Source organism: Vibrio injensis (assembly GCF_001895205.1).
Lineage (GTDB): Bacteria > Pseudomonadota > Gammaproteobacteria > Enterobacterales > Vibrionaceae > Vibrio > Vibrio injensis.
Genome location: NZ_BDJF01000019.1, coordinates 1 through 15,737, shown reverse-complemented (window position 1 = coordinate 15,737; position 15,737 = coordinate 1). Strand labels below are relative to the sequence as shown.

At 43.3% G+C, this 15,737-nt stretch carries 16 protein-coding genes; 13 read left to right on the top strand and 3 right to left on the bottom strand.

Annotation, left to right across the window (positions count from 1 at the left end):
- Nucleotides 1-336 precede the first annotated feature (336 nt).
- The 3 genes from rpsF to rplI all read left to right on the top strand — a co-directional run bounded on the left by rpsF (nucleotide 337) and on the right by rplI (nucleotide 1,703).
- Nucleotides 337-705, top strand: coding sequence for a 30S ribosomal protein S6 (rpsF, locus tag BSR11_RS09325; RefSeq protein ID WP_004396135.1), 369 nt, complete (start codon nucleotides 337-339; stop codon nucleotides 703-705).
- A 287-nt stretch (nucleotides 706-992) separates the two neighbouring features.
- Nucleotides 993-1,220 carry a 30S ribosomal protein S18 gene (rpsR, locus tag BSR11_RS09320; RefSeq protein ID WP_000090472.1) on the top strand — a complete coding sequence of 76 codons (228 nt, stop codon included), beginning with the start codon at nucleotides 993-995 and terminating at the stop codon, nucleotides 1,218-1,220.
- Between the two features lie 33 nt (nucleotides 1,221-1,253).
- A complete protein-coding gene (rplI, locus tag BSR11_RS09315; protein WP_072670140.1) occupies nucleotides 1,254-1,703 on the top strand; it encodes a 50S ribosomal protein L9 in 450 nt (149 codons plus the stop codon).
- A gap of 118 nt (nucleotides 1,704-1,821) precedes the next feature.
- Here the strand turns inward: rplI and BSR11_RS09310 are convergent, their stop codons facing one another.
- Nucleotides 1,822-2,586: a DUF481 domain-containing protein gene (locus BSR11_RS09310; RefSeq protein ID WP_072670139.1), complete on the bottom strand. Its 765-nt coding sequence runs from the start codon at nucleotides 2,584-2,586 to the stop codon at nucleotides 1,822-1,824.
- Between the two features lie 173 nt (nucleotides 2,587-2,759).
- Between BSR11_RS09310 and BSR11_RS09305 the strand changes: the two genes are divergently transcribed.
- From BSR11_RS09305 to pgi, 3 genes are all read left to right on the top strand, one after another.
- Nucleotides 2,760-4,166 (top strand): replicative DNA helicase, encoded by a 1,407-nt coding sequence (locus BSR11_RS09305; protein WP_072670138.1) that lies wholly within the window; start codon nucleotides 2,760-2,762, stop codon nucleotides 4,164-4,166.
- A gap of 4 nt (nucleotides 4,167-4,170) precedes the next feature.
- On the top strand, nucleotides 4,171-5,268 hold the full coding sequence (gene alr, locus BSR11_RS09300) for an alanine racemase (RefSeq protein WP_072670142.1): 1,098 nt from the start codon (nucleotides 4,171-4,173) through the stop codon (nucleotides 5,266-5,268).
- 223 nt (nucleotides 5,269-5,491) lie between these two features.
- Entirely contained in the window at nucleotides 5,492-7,144 is a 1,653-nt protein-coding gene (gene pgi, locus BSR11_RS09295) for a glucose-6-phosphate isomerase (RefSeq protein ID WP_072670137.1), read from the top strand.
- A 142-nt stretch (nucleotides 7,145-7,286) separates the two neighbouring features.
- Here pgi and BSR11_RS09290 read toward each other — a convergent pair whose 3' ends face one another.
- Nucleotides 7,287-7,748 (bottom strand): chemotaxis protein CheX, encoded by a 462-nt coding sequence (locus BSR11_RS09290; RefSeq protein WP_004396129.1) that lies wholly within the window; start codon nucleotides 7,746-7,748, stop codon nucleotides 7,287-7,289.
- A gap of 16 nt (nucleotides 7,749-7,764) precedes the next feature.
- Nucleotides 7,765-8,223, bottom strand: a complete 459-nt coding sequence (gene zur / locus BSR11_RS09285) for a zinc uptake transcriptional repressor Zur (RefSeq protein WP_072670141.1) — start codon at nucleotides 8,221-8,223, stop codon at nucleotides 7,765-7,767.
- A gap of 272 nt (nucleotides 8,224-8,495) precedes the next feature.
- Here zur and BSR11_RS17580 point away from each other — a divergent pair, with 272 nt between their 5' ends.
- The 7 genes from BSR11_RS17580 to BSR11_RS09250 all read left to right on the top strand — a co-directional run bounded on the left by BSR11_RS17580 (nucleotide 8,496) and on the right by BSR11_RS09250 (nucleotide 15,533).
- Nucleotides 8,496-8,666 carry an AbgT family transporter gene (locus BSR11_RS17580; protein ID WP_369688411.1) on the top strand — a complete coding sequence of 57 codons (171 nt, stop codon included), beginning with the start codon at nucleotides 8,496-8,498 and terminating at the stop codon, nucleotides 8,664-8,666.
- A 326-nt stretch (nucleotides 8,667-8,992) separates the two neighbouring features.
- Entirely contained in the window at nucleotides 8,993-10,000 is a 1,008-nt protein-coding gene (gene dusA, locus BSR11_RS09275) for a tRNA dihydrouridine(20/20a) synthase DusA (RefSeq protein WP_072670136.1), read from the top strand.
- Nucleotides 10,001-10,075: 75 nt separating this feature from the next.
- The gene (locus BSR11_RS09270; RefSeq protein WP_072670135.1) at nucleotides 10,076-10,738 is read left to right on the top strand and encodes a TIGR04219 family outer membrane beta-barrel protein; all 663 of its coding nucleotides are present in this window, start codon (nucleotides 10,076-10,078) and stop codon (nucleotides 10,736-10,738) included.
- A gap of 112 nt (nucleotides 10,739-10,850) precedes the next feature.
- Nucleotides 10,851-11,087 (top strand): hypothetical protein, encoded by a 237-nt coding sequence (locus tag BSR11_RS09265; protein ID WP_040904939.1) that lies wholly within the window; start codon nucleotides 10,851-10,853, stop codon nucleotides 11,085-11,087.
- Between the two features lie 90 nt (nucleotides 11,088-11,177).
- Nucleotides 11,178-13,028: an assimilatory sulfite reductase (NADPH) flavoprotein subunit gene (locus BSR11_RS09260; RefSeq protein ID WP_072670134.1), complete on the top strand. Its 1,851-nt coding sequence runs from the start codon at nucleotides 11,178-11,180 to the stop codon at nucleotides 13,026-13,028.
- Nucleotides 13,028-14,764 carry an assimilatory sulfite reductase (NADPH) hemoprotein subunit gene (cysI, locus tag BSR11_RS09255; RefSeq protein ID WP_072670133.1) on the top strand — a complete coding sequence of 579 codons (1,737 nt, stop codon included), beginning with the start codon at nucleotides 13,028-13,030 and terminating at the stop codon, nucleotides 14,762-14,764. The genes BSR11_RS09260 and cysI overlap by 1 nt, the downstream gene beginning before the upstream one ends.
- On the top strand, nucleotides 14,757-15,533 hold the full coding sequence (locus BSR11_RS09250; protein WP_072670132.1) for a phosphoadenylyl-sulfate reductase: 777 nt from the start codon (nucleotides 14,757-14,759) through the stop codon (nucleotides 15,531-15,533). Before cysI ends, BSR11_RS09250 begins: the two co-directional genes overlap by 8 nt.
- Nucleotides 15,534-15,737 lie beyond the last annotated feature (204 nt).

The window sequence follows — 15,737 nt, the reverse complement described above, 5'->3', positions numbered from 1 at the left end:
TGGCCGTACAGTAGGCGCTGGTGTTGTAGCTAAAGTTATCGCTTAATTTCGATAATCTTTTGTTATCAATATCAAAAGGGAAGCATTGGCTTCCCTTTTTTATTGCCTGTAAATCTGGTCTTTTCTCAGTCTTTTGCTTTTCACATTCTGTTCATTTTCCGTTTTAAACGGCCTGTCTATCTTTAGTCTGCGGCAAGTATATTTCACTTGCTAAACTACTAGCCATTCTGTACTATTCTCGCTCCTTAATTCTCGGTCAATTTTCATTCGTTCCTTGCTTCCTTTGGATGACCGGGCCAAATCTGGAAGCTGAATAATCCGTAAGGAGCAAAATCAATGCGTCATTACGAAATCGTATTCATGGTGCACCCTGATCAAAGCGAGCAAGTTGCTGGCATGATCGAGCGTTACACTGGTTCAATCACTGAAGCTGGCGGTACAGTTCACCGTCTAGAAGATTGGGGCCGCCGTCAAATGGCTTACCCAATTAACAAGCTTCACAAAGCTCACTACGTTCTAATGAACGTTGAAGCTGATCAAGCTGTGATTGATGAGTTAGAAACTGCATTCCGTTTTAACGATGCTGTTCTACGTAACATGATCATGCGTACTAAAGCTGCTATCACTGAACCTTCAATCATGCTTAAAGCTCGTGACGAGCGTTCTAAGCGTGAAGAAGTGAAATTTGAAGCAGACGCTGAGTAATTTCAGATGACCGTCTGAGTCAACGTTCTTGATCATTAAAGAAGGTTGAATCAAGCTGATTATTGTTAATCGTGGTTTTCCTCTTTTAGTGATAAGTCATATTAGGTTAAGTGAATTTCGATTCTTTAACTTGGGATGTTAGGCAACGGTCAAAAGTATTCACTCATCATTTAGTATTAGACGGTATTGCTATAGAGAATAAATTATTCTCTGATCGGCACCCAGTGTTCGTTATAGCCATACTTAACGTCTACAACATTTTTCAAATTTAAATCAGGAGATAGCCCATGGCTCGTTTCTTCCGCCGTCGTAAATTCTGCCGTTTTACAGCAGAAGGCGTTCAAGAGATTGATTACAAAGATGTAGCGACTCTTAAGAATTACATCACTGAAGCTGGTAAAATTGTACCTAGCCGCATCACTGGCACAAGTGCTAAGTATCAGCGTCAGCTAGCTCGTGCAATCAAACGCTCTCGCTACCTAGCTCTACTGCCATATACTGACAAACATCAGTAATCGGCACCGTTTATTAAGAAAGAGGATTAAGTAATGCAAGTTATTCTACTTGATAAAATCGGTAACCTAGGCAGCCTTGGCGATGCAGTTAATGTTAAATCTGGTTACGCTCGTAACTTCCTTATCCCACAAGGTAAGGCTGTAATGGCAACCAAAGCTAACGTTGAGATGTTTGAAACTCGTCGTGCTGAACTTGAAGCAAAAGTTGCTGAGCAACTTACTGCTGCACAAGCTCGTGCTGACCAAGTTAACGCACTAGAAGCGGTTGTTATTGCTTCTAAAGCTGGTGATGAAGGCAAACTGTTCGGTTCTATCGGGACTCGTGACATCGCTGATGCAGTAACTGCAGCCGGTGTTAAGCTTGAGAAAAGCGAAGTTCGTCTACCTGAAGGTGCTCTACGTACTACAGGTGAATTCGAAGTTAGCGTTCAACTTCATTCAGAAGTTTTCGCTACAGTAAAATTACAAGTTGTTGCTGAATAATTTCAGTTTCTAGACTCGTTTAAACACCAGCTCAGGCTGGTGTTTTTTTATGTCCAATTTATGTCGTTTAGCGATACAAATGGTGAGTTTGGCGAGGTAGGATACTGAGTGTTGATACTTAGAATAAGAAAATTAAACTCACCGATAGCACACTATCGGCTTTACTTAAACCGGTAGGTACTCGGTTATGGTATTGACGTGATTGACTCACTTTAAGAGCAATATCATCGGTAATGTTGTTAATAATGCTGATATCACTATCAAAACGAGTGTTACTTTCGCCGCCAACCAAGGTTAGATCGGTCAGTAATTTAAAATTACTCAGTGCTTGCCATTCTACCTTAAGGTTGCCACGATAAATCGGTTCTTTGACTAAGTGTGGAAAAACGACATCGCCACTGCTAATTTTATCTAAATTTGGCTCTTGATAGCGGTAGCCCGGCCCGACTTCGAGTTCAATCAATAAGTCATCCGTATGAGTGAACTGATAACCAAGCCCTCCAGACCATGTGTAGTCCGAGAAGTAGGCACTATAGCGTGAGTCAGACCCTCTAAAACTGCCATAGAGGTAGGTTTTAGGGCCTAGCTTATAGTCGCTTTGTAAGCTGTAGCTGGATTGCCGTTTATTCTCTTTGCCATTTTTATCTAATTTATAAAAACGCCACTCGCCATTGGTTCGATGACGACCACGGGTATATTCCCCCTTAACTCGAGTGTTAAGGGCTTCTGAATCGGTATTACCGGAGTGCGCTTGATAGCCAAATTCGATTTGACTTTGCCAAGGTGAGGGTGCGTTAATGTCCTTACTGCGATTTGTCTGTTTGTTGGCATAGACATGAAAACTTGTCAACAGAGCCAGACTTAGAAGCCAAGTTTTGGACACATGAAACCTCTCTCAAAGAATAGAATCGCTGAATAATAAGCATCAGTTTTTGAAATTGGGTCATATTAAGGTTAATTCTATCTAAGTCATAGACAAACTTTTCGATGCCTGATTACAAATGTTCTATTCTCGCTATAATGAGCGGTTATTAAAAAGAGTGACTGAGTGAAGTGATGGCTGATCCCCGAACAGATAACCGAAATCGTAAACCTGCCGATGCACAAATAGAAGCAATGAAAACGCCTCCTCATTCATTAGAGGCAGAGCAGTCTGTGATTGGCGGTTTGTTGCTAGATAATCAACGCTGGGATACGGTTTCTGAGCGCGTAATTGCTCAAGACTTTTATAGTCGACCTCATCGGTTAATCTTTGAGGCAGTGAAAACCCTACTTGAATCTGGGCAACCACTGGACTTGATTACCCTTTCCGAATTTCTCGAATTGCGCGAACAGCTAGAAGATGTTGGCGGCTTTGCCTATTTAGCCGACTTGGTTAAGAACACGCCAAGCGCAGCTAATATTAATGCTTATGCAGACATTGTCGCTGAGCGTGCCTTGGTGCGTAATTTGATTGGTGTTGCGAACGAAATCGCTGACGCAGGTTATGACCCTCAAGGGCGCAGCTCAGAAGATTTACTCGATTTAGCCGAAAGCAAGGTGTTTGCGATTGCTGAAGCGCGTAGTAGTGAAAACGAAGGCCCTCAAAATGTTGATACAATTTTAGAGAAAACCTTAGAGCGTATTGAGTTACTGTATAAGACTCCACAGGATGGGGTCACGGGTGTAAATACTGGGTTCACCGACCTCAATAAAAAAACGGCGGGTTTGCAAGGTTCAGACTTAATTATTGTTGCTGCTCGTCCTTCAATGGGAAAAACGACTTTTGCCATGAACTTGTGTGAAAACGCAGCCATGCAGCAAGATAAACCAGTATTGATTTTCTCACTTGAGATGCCTGCGGAACAAATCATGATGCGTATGCTGGCATCGCTTTCTCGGGTAGATCAAACTAAGATCCGAACGGGTCAACTCGATGATGAAGATTGGGCGCGTATTTCTTCGACCATGGGAATGCTGATGGAGAAGAAAAACATGTTTATCGACGATAGCTCGGCGTTGACTCCTACTGAGGTCCGTTCTCGTGCGCGTCGTATAGCTCGTGAACACGGTGGGCTATCTTTGATCATGGTCGACTATCTACAGCTCATGCGGGTTCCTTCTCAATCCGATAACCGTACTTTAGAAATCGCTGAAATTTCTCGTTCATTAAAAGCATTAGCCAAAGAGCTTAATGTGCCTGTGGTGGCGCTTTCACAGTTAAACCGCTCGTTGGAGCAACGTGCCGATAAACGCCCAGTCAACTCCGATTTGCGTGAATCTGGTTCGATTGAACAAGATGCCGATTTGATCATGTTTATTTATCGTGATGAGGTCTATCACCCAGATAGCCCAATGAAAGGTATTGCAGAAATCATTATCGGTAAGCAGCGGAATGGTCCGATAGGCTCGGTACGTTTGACCTTCCAAGGTCAATACTCCCGCTTTGATAACTACGCAGGCCCAGCGTTTGATGATGAATGATAGTATGAACTACATGAAAGCCGCTAAGGCGAGTATTGATTTACAAGCGCTGCAGTATAATTTACAGCGAATTAAACAACAGGCTCCTCGCAGTAAAGTCATGGCGGTCGTTAAGGCCAATGGGTATGGCCATGGTTCTTGTCAGGTTGCTCGCTACGCTCAAGATGCTGATGCTTTTGGCGTCGCTCGAGTACAAGAAGCGCTGCAACTTAGAGTCAATGGCGTTGTTAAACCCATCCTCCTCTTGGAGGGGTTCTATTCTGCTGGCGATCTTCCGGTTTTAGTCGCGAATAATATTCAGACCGTAGTGCACTGTGAAGAGCAACTGCAAGCCTTAGAACTCGCACAATTAGACACGCCAGTATCGGTATGGTTAAAAATCGACAGTGGGATGCATCGTCTTGGTGTGCGTCCTGAGCAACACGCTGAGTTTGTTGAGCGTTTACATCGCTGCCCAAATGTGGCTAAGCCTCTACGTTATATGAGCCATTTTGGCTGTGCTGATGAGCTTGATAGCCCGATCACGCACCAACAGCTTACGTTATTTTTATCGTTAACCGAGGGGTGTAAAGGCGAGCGCTCATTGGCTGCATCGGCTGGATTATTAGCATGGCCGGAAAGTCAGCTAGACTGGGTAAGACCAGGAATCATTCTTTATGGTGTTTCTCCTTTTGCCCATCAGGACGCCCAGGCGATGGGATACCGTCCAGTAATGACCTTAACGGCACCTCTGATTGCTGTTCGAGAGGTGAAGGCCGGAGAGAGCATCGGTTATGGTGCCTTATGGACCGCTCGACAAGACACTAAAATTGGTGTTATTGCAATTGGTTATGGTGACGGTTATCCACGTACTGCCCCGAATGGTACGCCTGTATTGATCAATGACCGTATTGTGCCAATGGCGGGACGCGTCTCTATGGATATGCTAACGGTTGATTTAGGCCCAGAGTCCCAGGATAACGTCGGTGATGAAGCCATTCTGTGGGGGCAAGACCTTCCAGTTGAACGAGTGGCTGAACATATTGGTACCGTGGGTTATGAACTCGTGACCAAACTGACCTCTCGAGTAGAGATGCATTATCTCACCGGAGAAATAGGCTAAACAAGTCAGTGATTAAACAAGTTGAGCCTCCGATGTGGGTTTCACTGACTTATCTCAAAGTCGCGCGACGATGGCTCAGCGATAATGAGTTTATTGAGCAGTGACTCTGCTTTATCGAAATCGAACGATGATGATTTTCTTTTTTGCATTAACAGGGATTCCAACCTAGCTAATAGGCAAGGTAATAAGGAATAAAACCTACCGTAACATTGGGATAGAGAATATGTTGAAAAACATTAATCCAACGCAAACCAACGCTTGGAAAGCACTAACCGCGCATTTTGAATCTGCGCAAGACATGGATTTAACCACTCTGTTCGCTGAGGATAACCAGCGTTTTAACCATTACTCAGCGTGTTTTGGTCAAGATATTCTGGTTGATTACTCTAAGAATTTAATTAACCAAGAAACGATGCAACATCTGTTTGCTTTAGCGAAAGAGACTCATCTCGAAGATGCAATTCAAGCAATGTTTAACGGTGAGGCGATTAACCAAACTGAAGGTCGTGCCGTCTTACATACTGCACTACGTAATCGCAGTAATGCCCCAGTAATGGTCAATGGCCAAGATGTGATGCCAGCCGTTAATGCCGTATTAGAAAAGATGCGTGTATTTTCAGAGCGCGTGATCAAGGGTGAATGGAAAGGTTTCACAGGTAAAGCGATTACCGATGTAGTGAATATTGGTATTGGTGGTTCAGATTTAGGTCCCTATATGGTGACTGAAGCGCTTGCACCGTATAAAAATCATCTGACCATGCACTTTGTGTCCAACGTCGATGGTACTCATATTGCTGAGACATTGAAGAAAGTTGATCCGGAAACCACGCTGTTCTTAGTGGCGTCGAAAACATTCACCACGCAAGAAACCATGACTAACGCCCACTCTGCGCGTGATTGGTTCTTAAACGTCGCGGGCGATCAAGCACATGTGGCGAAGCACTTTGCTGCGCTGTCGACCAACGGTCAGGCGGTGACTGAGTTTGGTATTGATACCGAAAATATGTTTGAGTTCTGGGATTGGGTTGGTGGTCGTTATTCTCTGTGGTCAGCCATCGGTTTATCGATCATCTTATCAATTGGCTACGATAACTTTATTGAGTTGTTGACTGGGGCTCACGAGATGGATCAGCATTTTGTTGATACACCGTTTGAGCGTAATATTCCGGTGATCCTTGCTCTGATTGGTATTTGGTATAACAACTTCCATGGCGCTGAATCAGAGGCGATTTTACCTTACGATCAATACATGCATCGTTTTGCGGCTTATTTCCAACAAGGGAATATGGAATCGAACGGTAAATACGTTGATCGTAATGGTCATGTTGTGACTTATCAAACAGGACCGATCATTTGGGGTGAGCCAGGTACCAATGGTCAACATGCGTTTTATCAGTTGATCCACCAAGGCACCAAGTTGATTCCTTGTGATTTTATTGCGCCAGCATTGACTCATAACACGGTCAGCGATCACCATCAAAAATTGATGTCGAACTTTTTTGCGCAAACTGAAGCGCTTGCATTTGGTAAATCGGCTGATGTAGTGAAAGCAGAATTACTGAAAGCGGGTAAATCGGCTGCGGAAATTGAAGCGTTAGTCCCCTTTAAAGTTTTTGAAGGTAACCGTCCAACTAACTCGATTTTGGTTAAAAAGATCACGCCACGAACCTTAGGCAATTTGATTGCCATGTATGAACATAAGATTTTTGTGCAAGGTGTGATTTGGAATATCTTCTCGTTTGATCAATGGGGCGTAGAGTTAGGTAAACAATTAGCGAATCAGATTCTTCCTGAGTTGGCGGATGGTCAAGATGTTATCTCTCATGACAGCTCAACCAATGGTTTGATCAATGCGTTTAAAGCTTTTCGGGGTTAGTACCACGCTAAGTAGGCTGGCTTTTCGTCGATCTTGAACCAGATTCTTCGTTGATAAGTCTGCTACTACGAATACACAAAAGGGTTGATGCGAAACATCAACCCTTTTCTTTGCTAGATAAGTAAAAGCTATATACTTTGATTTACTCGAAACAGATCTCAATAAAGGCATTTCCCCATTGAGAGGAGAATGGCATGATGATGATCGATCCTTCACATTTGTGTCTTATCGTATGACCTTTACCCGATACCACTACTGGGGTTGCTAGGTCAAAATCGAAGCCACTTTCGGCCAAGATGCGTTTTGCTCCACCGGTAACCATGTTGGTGATTTCACCAACCATATCAGTCACTTCTTCATTTAAGCCATTCGGTCGTTCACCCAACATATTTTCCATGATTTGTAAGGCTAAAGCTTCATCAAAGGTAATCGACATGGAACCGCGTGTTTGAGGCCCAATCATACCGATAAGACCTGACACATCGCCACGAGCAATTTCATCTTTTTTGAGGCGAGGCTTTTGAGGCTTCAATTCTAATGAAGCCATCGTTTTTAGTACATTTAGCAAAGACGCTAAGAACGGATTGACAAATTCAGCGCGCATAACTCTCTTCTATGGTCTAATTCTTTGTTTCTGAAGAACAGGATTGGCAAATACCATGGGATTCAATGACATGGTTAGTAATTGTAAATCCGTGTTGCTCCGCGTTGTTCGCCAGCATTGTTATCAGATTATCATTTTGTAACTCCACAACGTTACCGCATTGGTCACAAATTAACAGCTGAGAAAAGTGCTTATGGGCATTACAAGAGCAGCAAGAGATAAAGCTATTCGTTGACTCTACACGATGAATAAAGCCTTGTTCTAACAGAAAGTCTAAAGCTCGATAAACCGTCGGCGGTTTAGCTTGTGGCTCACTTGCTTTTAAATCTTCAAGCAAATCGTAGGCGCTGGATGCTTTTTGACTGGCGCAAATAAGTTCAAAAACGCGCTTACGTTGTGAGGTTAGACGAACGCCCCTTGCTGCACATATTTCTTCAATTTGTTGGCTAAGCTTCTTGTCCAAATCTATCACCATCATTGCTGGACTCTAGTAATCATATACTATTTCAAGATAAATATCGTTTTGAACATCAATAAATCATTAGTGATTGGTTGACTATGAACGGTATTGTCATAAATAGAGCCTAACTTACCTCATCTAGCGATAAAACGATACAGTGAAGAAAATCGGCGATTTACTTTCCTACTTAACGTTGTGATTATGATCGTAGTTCCTCTTTAATCCCCTTACCCAGTTATCTTTATCGTTGTCCCTAGATCTGCTCATGATTTTCAGTAAGTCGCGCTATCATGTTATTGGGCTTACTATCGAATGTGGCGGGAGCGGTTGGATATATTGTTTTGATTCCCCTAGCATGCCGAGCTTATCTCGCAGCAAAATGTTCAGCCCTCGCTGGATTAGCGGCCGCGTTTGCTGGTGTTGCTGGTAGGTACGTGGATTTCTATCCGAGTAGTTGAGCCACGCTTAGCGCGTTACTCTTGTAAGGGTTTTCCCATTGAAGTGATATTGTGGGTGTACGTTTTTCATCTGCCCCTCGGTGTGGTGTAATCTTGTAGACATCGAGAAAGGTCATCGTCCAGCGCTTTGATGAGTTTTTGCTACATGAGCTCGACACTTGTGTATAATCGGCAAATTATTTTTCATAACAGCCAGTCAGGTTAAATTCGTTTTATCTAAGACTCGCTTATTGCGGAATACAGGCTAACTATTGCAGTTCTTATCGCGCATAAAAGTTAGCTTAAGCTTTTGGCTTATATGACCGCCTCTCAACCAAACGTAAACTATGACTATTTTTACTGACACTGATAAATTTAAAGCTCATCGTCTTTCCGTTGCTCCAATGCTCGATTGGACGGATAGACATTGCCGCTACTTTCATCGTCTTCTCTCTTCGCAAACATTGTTGTACACCGAAATGGTGACCACTGGGGCGATTATTCATGGTAAGGGTGATTTTCTTGCTTATAACCAAGAAGAACATCCCGTCTCATTGCAGCTTGGTGGTTCGAATCCTGCGGATTTAGCCCATTGTGCAAAACTAGCTCAAGAGCGTGGCTATGATGAAATCAATCTGAATGTCGGTTGCCCTTCTGATCGGGTGCAAAACGGTAAGTTTGGTGCTTGTTTAATGGCTGAGCCGCAGTTGGTTGCTGATTGCGTTGCAGCGATGCGTGAGGAGGTGAATATTCCAGTAACCGTCAAAACCCGTATTGGGATTGATGATCAAGATTCTTATGAGTTCTTAACCCGCTTTGTACAGTTAGTCTCCGAACAAGGTGGATGTGAACAGTTTACTATTCATGCCCGTAAGGCTTGGTTAAGTGGTTTAAGTCCGAAAGAAAACCGTGAAATACCGCCGCTAGATTATCCACGTGCTCATCAGCTCAAGCGTGATTTCCCACATCTGACGATAGCACTTAATGGTGGCATTAAATCGTTAACCGAAGCGCTAGAACATTTACAGTACCTTGATGGGGTGATGATTGGCCGTGAAGCTTATCAAAATCCTTATTTACTCGCGGAAGCGGATCAACAGATTTTTGGCCTCGATAAGCCTATTAAAAAACGCTCTCAAGTCGTTCAAGAAATGTACCCTTATATTGAACAGCAACTGACTCAAGGTGCTTATCTTGGGCATATTACTCGACATATGTTAGGGCTTTTCCAAAGCATGCCAGGAGCGCGCCAGTGGCGACGTTATATTAGTGAAAATGCCCATAAGCCGGGAGCAGGTGTTGAGGTTGTTGAAACTGCATTAGCGAAAATTCCTTATCAAGAATTAAATGTGTAATCGGTTGGCGTAGTTGACGAACGGATAAATGCCATCGCCACTATTCAATGGAAGCAATCAGGAGAAGAGATCATCATGAATCAAATCAAAACCATCTTGTGTGGCGTAGCCGTGTGTGTTTCAGGTTCCGTGTTAGCGGAAGAGGGGGCGTATGGTGTGAAAGTGGGCGCTGAAATGTGGTGGGGAAAAACGAAGATTGATAACGTGCGTTATGATACCGCTCAGGTACCTGTGATCTCGTTTGCAGTGGAGCATTCATTCGATTATTGGCCAAACATGAGTTTTCGTTATAGCCATGTTGATGCACAGAGGGTGACCTTTGATAAGTACGATTACACCTTATATTACCGGTTACTTGATAGGCAATCGTTGCGTTTTAATGCCGGGGTGATGCTCAGTCAATATCGCTCCACCGACTATCGAGCGCCAGATAATCAGCACTATGCTTTTAATGATTTGATCTTCAATTGGTTTGGGTATGCAGAGTTAAGTATCCCGAATTCAAATGTTGATATTATTGGTCAAATTGATTTTGGTGAGAGTAAAGGCATTAAAAGCGCGGATATGACGGCTGGTATTCAGTATGTCATCGATAACCCAACTTATCCATTGAGTTTAAAAGCTGGCTATCGTGTGATTGATTTGGAGTTTAGCAATTTAGCAACCCAGTCACCACAAATTGGCGAGTCATTAATCTTTGTTGATGGCTGGTTTATTGGGGCTGAAATGCGTTTCTGATAGTGGATTGCTTAGTGATTGCTTGATGGAAAATTTGCTCTGCTGACTCGCCATTTTGCTCGAAATAAACCATGCTTAATCTAATGGATGAGCAATGGAAGCGAGATTAGCCATGACAATCACGGAACTAAGAAATCTGTATCGGGAACAAATGCTGATCGAAGCAATTATTGAACCCTCATCAGCGGAAGGAACATGGATTGTTGAATTTCGTCACCAACGAGGTGGTTTTGTGCCGCTCACTGATGCTAGTGGTGAAGAGTGCCATTATACCGATTTAGATAGCGCCTCAAAATCTGCTATGGCGGTTGGTTTTAAGCAAGTCAGAATCGAAAGTCGCTTTGATTGAGTGATGACTTTCTTACTTCCAAAAAGTTATAAAACATTCTCTTCTATTCTTTCTTGTTATTAAAGAGAGTGGTTAATCTATCGTCACGCAATGAATAAGGACGTCGTGACAATGTCTTCAGGAAATACCTTACCACAAGAATTGGCCTTATTAGCCAACCCAATCAACGACTCTCAGCTTTCGCAACTTCAGCAAACGGCTACGGAACTTTCGCCGCACCAATTGGCTTGGTTGAGTGGTTATTTCTGGGGGTTAAGTCAAGCGCCTGCCAACCGTGTTGGTACCGCGGTGTCTCAAGCACTTTCTGTAACGTCAACACCGCAAGGACAATTAACGATTATTTTTGCTTCGCAAACTGGTAACGCAAAAGGCGTAGCTAAACAAATTGAGCAAGAGGCTCAATCATTGGGGATTGCGGTTAAGCTATTTGATGCCAGCGATTACAAAGGCAAAGATCTGGCTAAAGAAACGCACGTGATTATTGTCGCTTCAACCAACGGCGAAGGTGAAGCGCCTGATAATGCATTGGTCTTACATGAGTTTTTACAATCTAAAAAAGCGCCTAAATTACCGCACTTAAAATACGGCGTGATTGGCTTAGGAGACTCGAGCTACGAATTTTTCTGTCAAACGGGCAAAGATTTTGACCTGTTTTTGGATAAATTAGGTGCGCAGCGTTTTATTGAGCGCATCGATTGTGATGTCGATTATGCTTCACCAGCAGCGGATTGGAGTGAAAAAGCGCTACAAATTGTTCAACAAGCGTTGAGTGTTGATCAGGCACAAGTGGTTCAGCTTCCTTTAAATCAAACACAGGCTAAACCAGTCCTCTATTCGAAACAAAATCCATATGTGGCTACCTTGTTAACGAGTCAAAAAATTACTGGGCGAGATTCAGGAAAAGATGTACGGCATATCGAAATTGATTTAACCGATTCAGGATTAACCTATCAGCCTGGTGATGCGCTGGGTGTCTGGTATGAGAATAATCCTCAATTAGTACAACAGATCTTAACGCTGGTGGGCTTAACAGGAGATGAACAGGTTGACGTCGACGGTACGGCATACACAATTTATGATGCATTAATTAAGCATTATGAGATCACTACGTCGAATCCTCAGTTTATCAGTCAGTTTGCCGAGTTGTCAGCCAGCAAAAAGCTGCAAAAACTGGCCGTAGATAAAGACAAACTTCGTGAGTATTCAGCGCGGACGCAAGTTATTGATGTCTTAAAAGAGAAGAAATGCTCGTTATCGGCTGAACAACTGGTTGGTTTGCTGCGTCGATTGATCCCTCGTCTGTATTCGATAGCCTCTAGTCAATCGGAAGTGGATGAAGAAGTGCATCTCACCGTTGCTGTCGTTGAATATCCGGTGAATGATGAGCTGCGCCAAGGCGGCGCATCGAGCTTTATTGCACATCAATTAGCGGAAGGCGAGCAGGTAAAAATCTTTATTGAAGCGAATAACCATTTCAAGCTCCCAGAAGATGATAATACACCCATTATTATGATTGGTCCGGGAACCGGAATTGCGCCTTTCCGCAGTTTTATCCAAGAGCGAGATAATCGGGCTGCACCGGGTAAAAATTGGCTATTTTTTGGCGATCGAACCTTTACCCAAGATTTCCTCTACCAAGTCGAGTGGCAGAAATATCTAAAATCCGGAGTGTTAACCCGTTTGGATGTGGCATTCAGCCGAGATCAGCATGAAAAAGTCTATGTACAGCATCGTTTATTAGAACAAGCTGAGCAAGTTTGGCAGTGGATTAATCAAGGTGCTTACCTTTATGTGTGTGGTGACGCTCAGTATATGGCGAAAGATGTTCATCAAGCTTTGATCACGATTGCGATACAGCAAGGCGGTCTAGACAAAGATCAAGCAGAACAATTTATTAATGATTTACGTAAAGCGAAGCGTTACCAAAGGGATGTTTACTAATGAGCACGAAATCGCAAACAAGCCATCAAGAAGTATTAGGCCAAGTGTTAGGTCCATTCTCGGATAACGAACGCTTAAAACGCGAAAGCAATTTTTTACGGGGTACGATCGAGCAGGATCTGCAAGATCGTATTACTGGTGGATTTAGCGCAGATAATTTTCAGCTGATCCGCTTTCACGGTATGTATCAACAAGATGATCGTGATATTCGTAACGAGCGAACCAAGCAAAAGCTAGAGCCGTTACACAATGTGATGTTACGAGCTCGTATGCCGGGAGGGATTATTACCCCTCAGCAGTGGTTAGCGATAGATAAGTTTGCTAGTGAGCATTCTCTTTATGGCAGTATTCGTTTAACCACGCGGCAGACCTTTCAGTTTCATGGAGTATTAAAACCTAATATCAAATTAATGCACCAAACGCTGAATAGCATTGGTATTGATTCGATTGCTACGGCCGGTGATGTAAACCGTAATGTGTTGTGTACTTCAAACCCTGTTGAGTCTGAATTGCATCAAGAAGCTTATCAGTGGGCGAAAAAAATCAGTGAACATCTATTACCGAAAACGCGTGCTTATGCTGAAATCTGGTTGGACGGTGAAAAAGTAGAAACGACAGAAGATGATGAGCCGATTTTAGGTCAGCACTATTTACCACGTAAGTTTAAAACTACGGTGGTGATCCCGCCGCAAAATGATGTCGATGTGCATGCCAACGATCTGAATTTCGTTGCGATTGCCGAGCAGGGTAAACTAATTGGTTTCAATGTGCTGGTGGGGGGCGGTTTGGCGATGACGCATGGCGATACGTCGACCTATCCGCGCCGCGCTGATGATTTTGGCTTTATTCCTTTAGAGAAAACCTTAGAAGTTGCAGCAGCAGTGGTCACAACTCAGCGTGACTGGGGTAACCGCTCTAATCGTAAAAACGCCAAAACTAAATACACCTTAGATAGAGTGGGTGTTGAGGTCTTTAAAGCAGAAGTTGAAAAACGTGCAGGTATTCAATTTGCGCCAAGTCGTCCTTATCAATTTACCGAACGTGGCGATCGGATAGGTTGGATAGAAGGTATTGACGGTAAGCATCACCTAACGTTGTTTATTGAAAATGGCCGTATATTGGATTATCCAGGCAAACCATTGAAAACCGGTGTCGCTGAAATCGCTAAAATCCATCAGGGTGATTTTCGTATGACAGCCAATCAAAACTTGATTGTCGCTGGCGTGGCAGCGGAAGATAAAGCAGAGATTGAACAGATCGCTCGGCTACATGGTTTAATCAATGATCAGGTTAGCGAGCAGCGTAAGAATTCGATGGCCTGTGTGTCGTTCCCCACCTGTCCTTTAGCAATGGCAGAAGCTGAGCGTTTTCTTCCGCAGTTTGTCACCGATATTGAGAACCTTCTGAACAAACATGGTTTGCCAGAAGAAGACAACATTATCTTGCGTGTCACAGGATGCCCGAATGGCTGTGGGAGGGCAATGCTTGCTGAAGTCGGCTTAGTTGGCAAAGCGCCTGGGCGCTATAACCTACATTTAGGAGGCAATCGAGCGGGAACACGTATCCCTAAAATGTACAAAGAGAACATTACTGACCAGCAGATTTTACAAGAGCTGGATGCGTTGATTGGCCGTTGGGCAGATGAGCGCAATGCTGATGAAGGATTTGGTGATTTCACCATTCGTGCTGGGATAATAGAAGAGGTGATTATTTCTAAGAGGGATTTTTATGCCTAAGCGTCCAATTTTAACCCTCGAGCTTGAGCATCTATTAACCTTGAGCAAGGTCGAGCAAACACTCTACCTTGCCGAGTTAAATGGCTATCTTGAGACACTGACCGCTCAGCAGCGCGTTGCATGGGCTTTCGAACATCTTGAAGGGAGTCATGTACTTTCATCGAGTTTTGGCATTCAAGCAGCATTAATGTTGCATTTGGTTTCGCAAATCAAACCTGATATTCAGGTTATTTTGACCGATACTGGCTATTTGTTCCCAGAAACCTATCAATTCATAGACCAATTGCTCGAAAGTCTAAACCTGAATTTGCATGTTACTCGTGCCGAGATCACACCGGCCTGGCAAGAAGCTAAGTATGGCAAACTTTGGGAGCAGGGGATTGATGGCATCAGCCGTTATAACCAAATCAATAAAGTTGAGCCGCTACGTCGAGCTTTTGATGAGCTTAGGGTTAGTACCTGGTTTTCTGGTTTGCGTCGCGAGCAGTCTCAATCGCGAGCCAATTTACCGATTCTTTCGATTCAAAATAATGTTTTTAAATTTTTACCAGTGATCGATTGGAGTAATAAAGAGGTTCATTATTATCTAAAAGAAAATAACCTTCCTTACCATCCATTATGGGAGCAAGGTTATCTTTCGGTTGGTGACTGGCATACCACTCGCCAATGGAAACCAGGAATGAGTGAAGAAGAGACTCGATTTTTCGGTTTGAAAAGAGAGTGTGGCCTTCATGAAGAGACAAAAGAAGTGAATGGTTCAGGCATATAATTAGATTAATGTGCATAACTCTGTGGGTAACATGTTCTTTTTATATTAATAAAATGGGATAAATAAGGCTTTGGCTAAAAAAGACCCCTTTAAGCATTGTTTTGACTATTTTCTTCAAATAAAGCTTGCCAAGATTAAACGGATCTCTATAATGCGACCTCACTGACACGGCAGACGCCACAAGGCTTCAGGCAGTGTTAGTTG

What these genes read in the sequence shown, in the direction of transcription:
- BSR11_RS09270 (WP_072670135.1), top strand. Translation starts at nt 10,076, where the DNA reads ATGAATCAAATCAAAACCATCTTGTGTGGCGTAGCCGTGTGTGTTTCA.
- rplI (WP_072670140.1), top strand. Translation starts at nt 1,254, where the DNA reads ATGCAAGTTATTCTACTTGATAAAATCGGTAACCTAGGCAGCCTTGGC.
- rpsR (WP_000090472.1), top strand. Translation starts at nt 993, where the DNA reads ATGGCTCGTTTCTTCCGCCGTCGTAAATTCTGCCGTTTTACAGCAGAA.
- cysI (WP_072670133.1), top strand. Translation starts at nt 13,028, where the DNA reads ATGAGCACGAAATCGCAAACAAGCCATCAAGAAGTATTAGGCCAAGTG.
- BSR11_RS09265 (WP_040904939.1), top strand. Translation starts at nt 10,851, where the DNA reads ATGACAATCACGGAACTAAGAAATCTGTATCGGGAACAAATGCTGATC.
- dusA (WP_072670136.1), top strand. Translation starts at nt 8,993, where the DNA reads ATGACTATTTTTACTGACACTGATAAATTTAAAGCTCATCGTCTTTCC.
- BSR11_RS09290 (WP_004396129.1), bottom strand. Translation starts at nt 7,748, where the DNA reads ATGCGCGCTGAATTTGTCAATCCGTTCTTAGCGTCTTTGCTAAATGTA.
- zur (WP_072670141.1), bottom strand. Translation starts at nt 8,223, where the DNA reads ATGGTGATAGATTTGGACAAGAAGCTTAGCCAACAAATTGAAGAAATA.
- BSR11_RS09305 (WP_072670138.1), top strand. Translation starts at nt 2,760, where the DNA reads ATGGCTGATCCCCGAACAGATAACCGAAATCGTAAACCTGCCGATGCA.
- rpsF (WP_004396135.1), top strand. Translation starts at nt 337, where the DNA reads ATGCGTCATTACGAAATCGTATTCATGGTGCACCCTGATCAAAGCGAG.
- pgi (WP_072670137.1), top strand. Translation starts at nt 5,492, where the DNA reads ATGTTGAAAAACATTAATCCAACGCAAACCAACGCTTGGAAAGCACTA.
- BSR11_RS09250 (WP_072670132.1), top strand. Translation starts at nt 14,757, where the DNA reads ATGCCTAAGCGTCCAATTTTAACCCTCGAGCTTGAGCATCTATTAACC.
- BSR11_RS09260 (WP_072670134.1), top strand. Translation starts at nt 11,178, where the DNA reads ATGAATAAGGACGTCGTGACAATGTCTTCAGGAAATACCTTACCACAA.
- alr (WP_072670142.1), top strand. Translation starts at nt 4,171, where the DNA reads ATGAACTACATGAAAGCCGCTAAGGCGAGTATTGATTTACAAGCGCTG.